The organism is Parasphingorhabdus sp., assembly GCF_036568145.1.
Classification (GTDB): Bacteria; Pseudomonadota; Alphaproteobacteria; order Sphingomonadales; family Sphingomonadaceae; genus Parasphingorhabdus.
This window is the reverse complement of record NZ_DATCTC010000012.1, coordinates 82,935-93,534: the sequence shown is the minus strand read 5'-3', so window position 1 is coordinate 93,534 and position 10,600 is coordinate 82,935. Positions and strand designations below refer to the sequence as shown.

Here is a 10,600-nt window from a genome sequence, read left to right as displayed (position 1 = left end):
CAGATAAAATGGGTTGCCAGATAGGGAAAGTCCCCCTATCTGACACCCACAATGCGCGCCCATAGCTCAGCTGGATAGAGTACTTGACTACGAATCAAGGGGTCGGGAGTTCGAATCTTCCTGGGCGCGCCACTTTCCTTTTAATATCCAGACTGTATGCGGTGGCACCAGCGCGAAAGCGCTCGGATACTTTCCTAGATAGCGGTCCTGCATAAAGTCCCGGCGCCTATCAGTATTGATAGCATATTCTCTTAAATCGCGATGATTTGCCGCTCCAAATGTAAAATATTGCGCATAGTCGATATTTTTCAAACAGTTGCACCAATATCGTAGATTCAACGTTGCATCCTGCATGAGTAACGGTCTGTCCGATTGGCCTTAACAGGGCATCTCAGATCTCTATCTGTAGGGCGTACAAAAGGAGATAGTATATGAAAGTAGTTTCAATTCTTGCCGCTGGTTCGCTGTTTGTAGCTGGAGCCGCTGTGGCGCAGGACGTACCACCAGCAGCGGGAAACCAGGCTGAAGCAGCCCCGCAGGCAGCACAGCCAGCACCCGCTCCGGCTCCTGCGACATCAGTGTCCGATGCCGAAGTTGACCAATTCGTTCTTGCGGCGTTAAAGATCGAGAAAATTGCTGGTGATGAAGCTTTGGACCAGACGCAAAAACAAGCGTCCATGGCTTCAGCTGTGCAGGAAACCGGTCTTGAGCCACAGCGTTTTAACCAGATCGCCATGGCACTTCAGAAAGATCAGGCTTTGAACGAGCGTGTGCAGATGGCAGCCGCCAAGCAGGCACAGCCAGCCCAACCGGCTGAGCCAAGCTCAGCCCCAGCGCAGCAGCCAACCGAAGAACCAGAACCTAAAATGAGTGAGTAATTCATTCGATTAATGAGGGGGTGCACGGTGCACCCCCTTATATTTTTTCACGCACTTTCCCGCAGCCATCATTACTGTTGCCGCCTATGGTATAGGTCGGGCTAATTCCTTCTCACTATATTGATGATATAACCGGTCGCGCCCTTGCGCTAAGCGTTGGTCGAGCTTAATCTCTTTACATTGCGTATTACTATTTACCTGTAAAGGATTGCCTTTTGGCCGACTATTCAGATACTTTTGATGAAGCCCTTGCTGCGCGGGAAGCCGCCAAACTTCCCGTGCCGGATGATGTGCAAGAGGCTGTACGAACATTGCTGCGCTGGGCTGGTGAGGATCCGGACCGTGAAGGGCTTCTTGACACGCCAAAGCGTGTGGCCCGCGCATGGAAAGAATATTGCGAAGGCTATGATGAAAATCCCGCAATCCACCTTGCCCGCACTTTCCAGGAAGTAGGGGGCTATGACGAGCTTGTCCTGCTGAAGGACATTCCATTCCATTCCCATTGTGAACATCATATGGCACCGATTATCGGCAAGGCGAGCATTGCCTATATGCCGACAGACCGGGTTGTAGGTATTTCAAAGCTGGCGCGTGTGCTCCACGGCTATGCCAGGCGCTTGCAAGTGCAAGAGCGACTGACTGCCGAAGTTGCCCAGTGCATTTGGGACAACCTGAAGCCCCATGGGGTCGCGGTTGTCATAGAGGCCAGTCATAGCTGCATGACCGCACGCGGTGTACGGACGCCGGGAGTGGGTATGACGACCAGCAGGCTTTTAGGCTGCTTTCTGGATGACCCGCTCAGCCGGAAAGAAGTGCTTAGCCTGATGGGCTATTAAGCTGTTACAGGCTGTTAGCGCGGTCCATCCATCCACATACGCATGAGATTATATTGCACCCCCTGCAAGCGGGTGTAATTCTCGTGCTTCATGTTGAGCCCTTCAAGGGCCGCGACTTCATTCAATTCATATAGCAGGTTGCGTTTCATGACGTCCGGAATCCTGCTTTGAATGAAGGTAATAGCCACCATTCTTTCCCCTTGCGAAATAGCCTCGACTTCATGGAGAGTGTGCGATGGATATGCTATCGCTGTTCCGGCCAGCCCTTTGAAGCGCAGCCCGACTTCACCTTGCGTGATATGTAACGCGCCGCCTTTATAATCATCGGGACCGTTCAAGAAAATTGTGCAGCTTAGATCCGAACGAATAGGTCCATCGGGCAGCGGAATAATCGCACTGTCAGCATGGATTCCATAGTGCATGCCCGGTTGATAACGGGTGATAAGCGGCGGAGCGATTTTCTCCGGAAACGCAAAGTCGTTAAACTCCCGATTCGACATCAGCGCATCATGGAGGATTTTGGATGACTTATCATAGGCTTCCAGATCGTGAAGCTGGAGATTGTTCTTCACCTTGGAAAAGGGATTACTGATTTTCCCGTCTACAAATTTTCCGCTTTCGGCTATTGCCCTAAGTTCGTTCACTTGGGCTTGGTCCAGTAATTTTAGCTGTTTGAACATTATTTTCCCGTTTCAATCCAATTCATGGCTTCTGCTACCAGAGGGAATTGGGCAGCCATATTATCAGCCCATCGCAGTGCGACAAGAATGTCGTCGGCATGGTTCCGGTTCGCCTGATCCAGTAATTGCCTCCGCAGGTCCGGACTATAATCATGTTCCGGCGCTTTGGAATAGGATGCCATGATGGGGCCTGATATCAACTCGCTCGCCTTTTGCCTGGACAGCTCATGCCCGAAATGCTCTGCGGCCCCAATCAAAATATTTTCTGGCTCCAATAAGAAGGTTTCAAAATCCATCCATTTTATGTTGGCGGAAGCACTCTCTCGGGATGCTTTGAAAAGCGTGATCAGTTCGCAGAGCCAGCTCATGGCTACGCGCTGCGCCAGTGATAATTCCCATAACCGGGCAGGAGCCTTTCCAAGATGATGGGTCAGCCTTTTCAGGCGCGGGCCCGCCATCACGTGCGTTTCCTGAACCGAGGCTTCACCGGCGAGTATCGTAGGGAGATAACGCCGCAGCGGTGCGTATATTATCAATGCATCGGCTGAATCTGCCAATAATAGCGGCGCCAACTCGCTGACAAAGCTGCTGGCCTTTATCATCACTCGTTGATCCGCGTGAAAAGACCGCGATAGCCAGCGGATGGATTCGGACAAACGGCTTTGAAAGGATTCCGGGGACCACGGACTTTCCGGTTCATCCCGGATCAGGGATATTTCGCACAGGGTACGCAGTAATTGCGGCTCCCTGAGCGCCAGAACTGCGTCAATCTCTCCGAGTAGCCGGGACAATAAGGTCGAACCAACATGTCCGGTATGGAAAATATATTGCGGCGTGGGTGTTTCCGGCAGGGGAATTTGGGATACTTGCGACCAAGGCACTAACTGCCTTCGCAATTGCGGAGTGACGATCCGTTGGTCCAGAAAGCTGGCTTTGCGGTAATCTTCTTCTGTCAGGTGCGACAATAAAATTTGATCGGTCGGCAGATCAACCAGATGGGGCAATAGCCCGGCATCTTTCGTAAACTGGTTTTGCCAGGTGTTGTTCAATATGGCCTCATCTGCATAAAAAAAACCCGAAGGCGGATTGTTACCATGTAACGCACCAACTTCGGGTTTTTCAATTCATTTGGCGACAAATTATTCTTTGTCTTCGGTGCCTTCTTCAGCGTCTTCGGATGCCGTTTCTTCAGCAGCTTCCGCTTCGCTTTCCAGTTCAGCCTTCAACTCTTCGTCACCTTCGGCATTATCACCGATGACTTCAAGTGCAGCAGCAGCCAGTTCGGCCTGCTCTTCTTCGAACATCTGTGCGATCACGTCGATGCCGTCTTTTTGCAGCTCAGCTTCGTCGGCGGAACGGGCTACGTTAGCCTGAATAGTGACAGAAACTTCGGGGTGCAGACGGATGCGAACGTCGAAAACACCAAGCGTTTTGATCGGCTTTTCAAGGATGACCATGCTTTTTTCAACATGAGCACCATCGGCTGCCAGGGCTTCGACAATATCGCGAACCGAAACCGAACCATAAAGCTGTCCGCTGGCCGAAGATGCACGGATCAGAACGATCTGTTTACCATCGACATTGCCGGATGCCTGTTCAGCTTCTTTGCGTTTCGCGTCATTGTCCGCTTCAATCTGGGCGCGGTTGGCTTCGAAAACCTTTTTATTGGCTTCGTTAGCGCGAAGTGCTTTTTTGTTGGGCAGCAGGTAGTTGCGTGCATAGCCGTTCTTCACGGTTACAACATCACCGATGCCGCCCAGTTTTTCGACTCGTTCGAGCAAAATAATATCCATGTCTCTTGCTCCTATTTCACGAGATAAGGCAGCAGGCCGAGATGACGAGCGCGTTTAATTGCTTTGGACAATTCGCGCTGTTTCTTGGCGGAAACTGCGGTGATACGACTAGGTACGATTTTGCCGCGCTCGGAAATATATCCCTGCAGCATTTTTACATCTTTATAGTCGATTGGTTGTGCGTTTTTGCCGGAAAAGGGGCAGCTTTTGCGGCGACGGAAAAATGGACGTCCCATATTATTTACTCCTTCTCTGGCTTAACTGTCGTCACGATCACGGCGAGGGCGATCAGGGCGATCTCCGCCACCACGGCGCGTGTCGCGCTCGGGCTTGCGCATCATCACTGATGGGCCTTCTTCATGCTCATCCACACGGATGGTCAAAAAGCGGATAATATCTTCGTTGATACGAGTCTGGCGCTCAAGCTCTGCAATCACGTTGGTTGGCGCATCGAGGCGCAGCATTACGTAATGGGCTTTGCGGTTTTTCTGAACCTTGTAGGCCAGCGTGCGCAGGCCCCAGGTTTCGGTCAAAACGACCTTGCCTTCATTGGCTTCAACAATTTTTGTAGCTTCCTGGGCCAGTGCATCGACTTGAGATTGGCTCAAATCCTGACGCGCTAGGAAGACATGCTCATACATTGGCATGCAATATTTCCTTTATGTTACCGATCGCTGACGCCGCACCATGCAGACACGCCCCTCCGGCCTTCTTCTTGTTCCCGTGTCGCTCGCCAAGATTGGAATCATGCCGAATGACGCGGAAGCGGCGCCTATGGCTGATATATGCGATGAATGCAAGGGGCGGTTTGTTTCCATTCCGTATTTTGAGCCCAGATACTTGCATGCTAAGCCATTCCCGCTTACCTGCGGCTTAAACAGGACATCAAATCGGTAAGGGATCGACATGAGGGCATTTATTTTTCCGGGACAAGGTAGCCAGGCCGTTGGCATGGGCAAAGAACTCGCCGAATCCAGCAGCACAGCGCGTGAAGTGTTCCAGGAAGTCGATCATGCCCTGGAACAAAATCTGTTCAAATTGATGTGTGAAGGGCCCGAGGACGAGCTGACCCTGACCGAAAATGCACAACCGGCGATCATGGCCAATGCGATTGCAACCTTACGGGTCATGGAAAAAGAAGGCGGAAAGTCGCTCGAGGAGCTTTGTTCTTTTGTCGCTGGCCATAGCTTGGGTGAATATACCGCCTTATGCGCCGCCGGAGCATTTGACCTGACGACGACAGCGCAGTTGTTGAAACTGCGCGGGCAATCCATGCAAAAGGCCGTGCCGGTGGGTGAGGGCGGAATGGCCGCCTTGCTGGGTTCGGATATAAAGAAGGCATCTGCCCTTGCTAACGCGGCATCGGAAGGTGAGGTTTGCACGGTCGCAAATGACAATGACCCGACACAGGTTGTTATTTCCGGCCATATGGCAGCGATTGAACGCGCTATTGCTCTGGTCAAAGAGCATGGAATCAAGCGCGGTGTATTATTGCCGGTTTCTGCACCGTTCCATTGTTCTTTGATGCAACCGGCGGCCGAGGCGATGGAAGAGGCGCTTTCGGAGGCGAATATCATGCCGCCATCTGTCCCGCTTTTCGCCAATGTAACGGCGGATATGGTCACGGATACTGACGAGATTCGCCGGTTGCTGGTCGCGCAGGTGACGGGAACCGTGCGCTGGCGCGAATCTGTGCTCAATCTTTCCGAAGCCGGTGTGGAACAGTTTGTCGAATTTGGCGGCAAAGTGCTTGGCGGGATGATAAAGCGGATTGATAAAGAGGTCGAGGCGACCAGTCTGATCTCCCGCAATGATATCGACGCTTTTCTGGCCACAGTCTGAAATCTGAAATTTAATAGCAGGAACAAAAATGTTTGATCTCACAGGAATGACTGCGCTGGTAACGGGCGCATCCGGCGGAATTGGTTCGGCCATCGCGAAGGCATTGGCAGAGCGCGGCGCGACAATCGCGTTGTCGGGCACAAGAAACCTGACATTGATGGAATTGATTCCGGAGCTGAAAGGCGAGGGGCATATTGTTGTACCATGCGACCTTTCCGATGCCGAACAAGTGGATGCACTGATCCCGACAGTGATCGAAAAGCTCGGCAAGCTCGACATATTGGTGAACAATGCCGGTATTACGCGCGATGGGCTGGTCATGCGGATGTCGGACGATGACTGGTCCGACGTGTTGAACGTCAATCTGGAATCGGCATTCCGCCTTGTACGTGCTGCTGCGCGGCCGATGATGAAGGCGCGCCATGGGCGAATCATCTCGATCACTTCGGTGGTCGGAGCAACCGGCAACCCCGGACAGGTCAATTATGTTGCATCGAAAGCAGGGCTGGTCGGAATGTCCAAAGCGCTTGCACAGGAGCTGGCATCACGCGGCATTACCGTGAATTGTGTTGCACCGGGATTTATCGCATCCCCGATGACGGATGCACTGACCGATGCACAAAAAGAAGAGATTAACCACAAGATTCCTGCCGGAAAAATGGGAACCGGGGACGATGTAGCAGCCGCTGTAGCCTATCTGGCCAGCAACGAGGCATCCTATGTCACAGGCCAGACTCTGCATGTGAATGGCGGGATGGCGATGATCAGTTAAGACACTGTTCGTTGCACAAAGCTGTGCGTCCCCTCTTGCAAGCGGGGCGGCATGGCACTAGGACAAAATGGAAATTATTACCTAACTAATACCTAAAAGAAGAAGGAACTCTCATGAGTGAGACTGCAGACCGCGTAAAAAAGATTGTTGTTGAGCATCTTGGTGTAGAAGCCGACAAAGTGAATGAAGAAGCGGCATTCATCGATGATCTGGGTGCTGACAGCCTCGATATTGTTGAGCTGGTGATGGCATTCGAAGAAGAATTCAGCGTTGAAATCCCTGATGATGCCGCAGAAAAAATCGCGACAGTCAAGGATGCGATCGACTTCATCGACCAAAATAAAGGTTAATTGATTTTGGAATGTGGCCGCATCCGAAGGTCGCATTCTAAGGCCAATGAACGCTAGATAAGTATAAAGCGGCTCACCGGCCTGGGAATCATTTCCTGAACCGGGAGCCGCTTTTGAATCAGGGCCGAGGGGCCGGCCTGCCAAAATAGGCCTGATAGCAAGGAGTATAGCATGCGTCGTGTTGTAGTGACCGGACTGGGATTGGTAACGCCGCTGGGCGGAGATGTGGAAACAACCTGGAGCAATATTCTGGCTTCAAAATCCGGTGCCGGGGAAATTACGCGCTTTGATGCTTCCGACCAAAAATGCCGCATTGCTTGCGAAGTAAAACCTGCGGACCATGAATATGGGTTTGATCCCGACAAACGGGTGGATCACAAGGTCCAGCGTCAGGTTGACCCGTTCATCATTTACGGCATTGATGCCGCTGGTCAGGCTTTGGAAGATGCCGGACTGACCGAGATGAGCGATGAAGAAAAATTACGTGCAGGTTGCTCTATAGGTTCGGGAATCGGCGGATTACCGGGCATAGAAAAAGAATCCATCGTTCTTTACGAACGCGGACCGGGACGGGTTAGCCCGCACTTTGTCCATGGGCGCCTTATCAACCTGATTTCCGGTCAGGTTTCGATCAAATATGGCTTGATGGGGCCTAATCACGCGGTTGTAACGGCCTGTTCCACTGGCGCACACAGTATTGGCGATGCCGCTCGCATGATCGCGCTGGACGATGCCGACGTCATGTTGGCTGGCGGTTCGGAAGCAACGATTTGCCCGATTGGGATTGCCGGCTTTGCCCAGGCAAAAGCGCTGTCCACCAATAATGACAATCCGCAAGGAGCATCGCGCCCCTATGACAAGAACCGCGACGGTTTTGTAATGGGCGAAGGCGCGGGTGTTGTGGTCCTCGAAGAATATGAACGGGCCAAGGCTCGCGGTGCGAAAATCTATGCCGAAGTGGTTGGATATGGCATGTCCGGCGACGCGCATCATGTAACTGCCCCGCATCCCGATGGTGTTGGCGCTTACCGTTCGATGGAAATGGCGCTGAAACGTTCTGGCCTCACCACTGCGGATATTGATTATGTCAACGCCCACGGTACATCGACCATGGCCGATGTGCTGGAACTGGCAGCGGTCCGCCGTCTGTTCGGTGATGATATCAAGACCATGTCGATGAGCTCGACAAAATCCGCGATCGGGCATTTGCTTGGCGGGGCAGGGGCCGTGGAAGCAATTTTCTGTATTCTTGCGATCCGTGACCAGATTGTTCCGCCTACGCTGAACCTCGATGATCCGGAAGAAAGCTGTGATGGCGTTGATCTGGTTCCGCATGTTGCCAAAAAGCGCGAAGTCAAAGCTGTGCTGAGCAACAGTTTCGGTTTCGGTGGAACCAATGCCAGCCTGATTATGAAAGCGATATAATCACGATATGCGGCGACTCGGATGTTTGATACTTGTTGTCGCCGCAATTATCGCCGCCGTGTTTGCGGGCAATTTCATCTATGGGTGGAATAGCAGCGGGCCACTGGAAAACGAACGCGCGATCATAATCAAGCGCGGGTCGAGCGTTGGGATGGCGGCTGAAACGCTTGAGCAAGAAGGCGCGATTAAATCCGCCGAGCTTTTTCTGAGCCGCGCCAAGATTCTTGGCGGTTCCGAACCCATTAAAGCGGGGGAATTCCTGATTCCTTCCGGGGCTAGCAATGCCCAGATCTATGCGCTGTTACAGAGCGGAAAGACCATCCAGCGCCTGATTACCGTGCCGGAGGGAACGCCGTCGATCATCGTGTATGAAACGCTGATGGCGGAAAAATTGCTGACCGGGGATATTCCCGTGCCGGAAGAAGGTTCGATATTACCCGATAGCTATAGTTTTGAACGCGGCGAGACACGCGCGGCTGTTGTCGAGCGGATGCAAAAGGCGATGAAGGATGTTCTGGCCGAACTGTGGCCGAAGAAGACTGCCGAGAGCGTGGTGAAGACGCCGGAAGAAGCGGTCACTCTTGCTGCGATTGTGGAAAAAGAAACCGCAATAGAGGCTGAACGGCGGACCGTGGCGGCGGTATATGGCAACCGGATCCGCAATGGAATGATGCTACAGGCCGACCCCACGATTATCTACCCGATCACGAAGGGCAAGCCATTGGGCCGCCGCATCCGCAGCTCCGAAATTACAGATGTGAATGATTATAACACCTATGCGATGACCGGCCTGCCCAAAGGTCCGATTGCCAATCCGGGCCGTTCTTCAATCGAGGCAGTGCTCGACCCTGCAAAGACCGATTATCTTTACTTTGTCGCAGATGGCAAGGGCGGACATATCTTTGCGAAGACTCTGGACGAGCATAATGCCAATGTCGCCAAATGGTATGCAATCCGCCGCGAACGGGGTGAAATGTAAGCGGCGGAATGCGGTTTAGTGGGCAGGTTTACCCCACGCTCAATAATTGGAACGCGACATCAGGCTTTCTTTAGCGGCGCGATATTCCTCGATCAGCCGGTCAACCATTTCCTGGACCGAGCGCACATCGTCGATTGCGCCGACGCCCTGACCACAGCCCCAGATATCTTTCCATGCTTTCTTTTCCGTATTTCCACCGGAACCGAAGTTCATGGTCTTATAATCCCCTTGCGGAAGGTTGTCGGGGTCAAGGCCGGCATTGGCAATGGACTGGCGCAGGTAATTCCCGCTGACGCCGGTAAACAGGTCAGAATAGACAATATCGCTCGCCCGGCCTTCGACAATGCCTTCCTTATAGGCTTGATCGGCATTGGCCTCCTTGGTCGCAATGAATGCGGAGCCCATATAGCCGAGGTCCGCTCCTATTGCCTGAGCGCCCAGAATAGAGGCCCCGCTGGCGATGGAGCCGGACAGGGCAACAGGACCGTCAAACCATTGGCGAATTTCCTGCATCAAGGCGAAAGGCGAAATGGTTCCGGCATGACCGCCAGCACCGGCCGCCACGGGAATCAGTCCATCCGCGCCTTTTTCAATCGCTTTATGGGCAAAACGGTCATTGATAATATCGTGCATCGTAATCCCGCCCCAGCCGTGGACAGCGGTGTTGAGATCTTCCCTCGCGCCCAGCGAAGTGATGATCAGCGGCACTTTCCACTTTTCACAGGTCGCCAAATCCTGATCAAGGCGATCATTGGACTTGTGGACAATCTGGTTCACTGCGAAAGGCGCTGCTGGTTTATCAGGATTATCGCGGTTCCATGCCGACAATTCTTCGGTGATCTGGTGCAGCCATTCGTCAAGCAGGCTTTGCGGCCGCGCATTGAGGGCAGGGAAGGAACCGACGATACCGGCTTTGCACTGTGCAATGACCAATTCGGGCCCTGATACAATGAAAAGCGGCGAACCGATAAGAGGCAGGCGAAGATTATTGAATATGGCTGGTAAGGTCATGGATTCCCCGATCAAGAAGCTTGTCAAAAAATGT

Annotated in this window: 13 protein-coding genes and 1 tRNA gene; 8 read left to right on the top strand and 6 right to left on the bottom strand. The window is 52.7% G+C overall.

What is annotated here, in order from left to right; translation table 11 throughout:
* The first annotated feature begins 55 nt into the window (after positions 1-55).
* The 3 genes from VIN76_RS02970 (at position 56) to folE (ending at position 1,714) form a co-directional block, all read left to right on the top strand.
* Positions 56-132 (top strand) — tRNA-Arg (locus VIN76_RS02970).
* A gap of 299 nt (positions 133-431) precedes the next feature.
* Positions 432-878: a DUF4168 domain-containing protein gene (locus tag VIN76_RS02965; RefSeq protein ID WP_332040326.1), complete on the top strand. Its 447-nt coding sequence runs from the start codon at positions 432-434 to the stop codon at positions 876-878.
* Positions 879-1,093: 215 nt separating this feature from the next.
* Positions 1,094-1,714: a GTP cyclohydrolase I FolE gene (folE, locus tag VIN76_RS02960; RefSeq protein ID WP_332040325.1), complete on the top strand. Its 621-nt coding sequence runs from the start codon at positions 1,094-1,096 to the stop codon at positions 1,712-1,714.
* Positions 1,715-1,728: 14 nt separating this feature from the next.
* Here folE and VIN76_RS02955 read toward each other — a convergent pair whose 3' ends face one another.
* The 5 genes from VIN76_RS02955 to rpsF form a co-directional block, all read right to left on the bottom strand.
* Positions 1,729-2,394, bottom strand: a complete 666-nt coding sequence (locus VIN76_RS02955; protein ID WP_332040324.1) for a Fe2+-dependent dioxygenase — start codon at positions 2,392-2,394, stop codon at positions 1,729-1,731.
* A complete protein-coding gene (locus VIN76_RS02950; RefSeq protein ID WP_332040323.1) occupies positions 2,394-3,443 on the bottom strand; it encodes a hypothetical protein in 1,050 nt (349 codons plus the stop codon). The genes VIN76_RS02955 and VIN76_RS02950 overlap by 1 nt, the downstream gene beginning before the upstream one ends.
* Positions 3,444-3,533: 90 nt before the next feature.
* A complete protein-coding gene (gene rplI / locus VIN76_RS02945; RefSeq protein ID WP_332040322.1) occupies positions 3,534-4,187 on the bottom strand; it encodes a 50S ribosomal protein L9 in 654 nt (217 codons plus the stop codon).
* Between the two features lie 11 nt (positions 4,188-4,198).
* Positions 4,199-4,423, bottom strand: a complete 225-nt coding sequence (gene rpsR / locus VIN76_RS02940) for a 30S ribosomal protein S18 (RefSeq protein ID WP_108810187.1) — start codon at positions 4,421-4,423, stop codon at positions 4,199-4,201.
* A gap of 21 nt (positions 4,424-4,444) precedes the next feature.
* The gene (rpsF, locus tag VIN76_RS02935; RefSeq protein WP_332040321.1) at positions 4,445-4,834 is read right to left on the bottom strand and encodes a 30S ribosomal protein S6; all 390 of its coding nucleotides are present in this window, start codon (positions 4,832-4,834) and stop codon (positions 4,445-4,447) included.
* A gap of 259 nt (positions 4,835-5,093) precedes the next feature.
* Between rpsF and fabD the strand changes: the two genes are divergently transcribed.
* The 5 genes from fabD to mltG all read left to right on the top strand — a co-directional run bounded on the left by fabD (position 5,094) and on the right by mltG (position 9,555).
* The gene (fabD, locus tag VIN76_RS02930; protein ID WP_332040320.1) at positions 5,094-6,029 is read left to right on the top strand and encodes an ACP S-malonyltransferase; all 936 of its coding nucleotides are present in this window, start codon (positions 5,094-5,096) and stop codon (positions 6,027-6,029) included.
* A gap of 28 nt (positions 6,030-6,057) precedes the next feature.
* Complete coding sequence (fabG, locus tag VIN76_RS02925) at positions 6,058-6,801, top strand: 3-oxoacyl-[acyl-carrier-protein] reductase (RefSeq protein ID WP_332040319.1); 744 nt, start codon at positions 6,058-6,060, stop codon at positions 6,799-6,801.
* 113 nt (positions 6,802-6,914) lie between these two features.
* On the top strand, positions 6,915-7,151 hold the full coding sequence (locus VIN76_RS02920) for an acyl carrier protein (protein WP_332040318.1): 237 nt from the start codon (positions 6,915-6,917) through the stop codon (positions 7,149-7,151).
* Between the two features lie 171 nt (positions 7,152-7,322).
* Positions 7,323-8,576, top strand: coding sequence for a beta-ketoacyl-ACP synthase II (fabF, locus tag VIN76_RS02915; protein ID WP_332040317.1), 1,254 nt, complete (start codon positions 7,323-7,325; stop codon positions 8,574-8,576).
* 7 nt (positions 8,577-8,583) lie between these two features.
* Positions 8,584-9,555 (top strand): endolytic transglycosylase MltG, encoded by a 972-nt coding sequence (mltG, locus tag VIN76_RS02910; RefSeq protein WP_332040316.1) that lies wholly within the window; start codon positions 8,584-8,586, stop codon positions 9,553-9,555.
* Between the two features lie 39 nt (positions 9,556-9,594).
* Here mltG and VIN76_RS02905 read toward each other — a convergent pair whose 3' ends face one another.
* Positions 9,595-10,566 (bottom strand): nitronate monooxygenase family protein, encoded by a 972-nt coding sequence (locus tag VIN76_RS02905; protein WP_332040315.1) that lies wholly within the window; start codon positions 10,564-10,566, stop codon positions 9,595-9,597.
* Positions 10,567-10,600 lie beyond the last annotated feature (34 nt).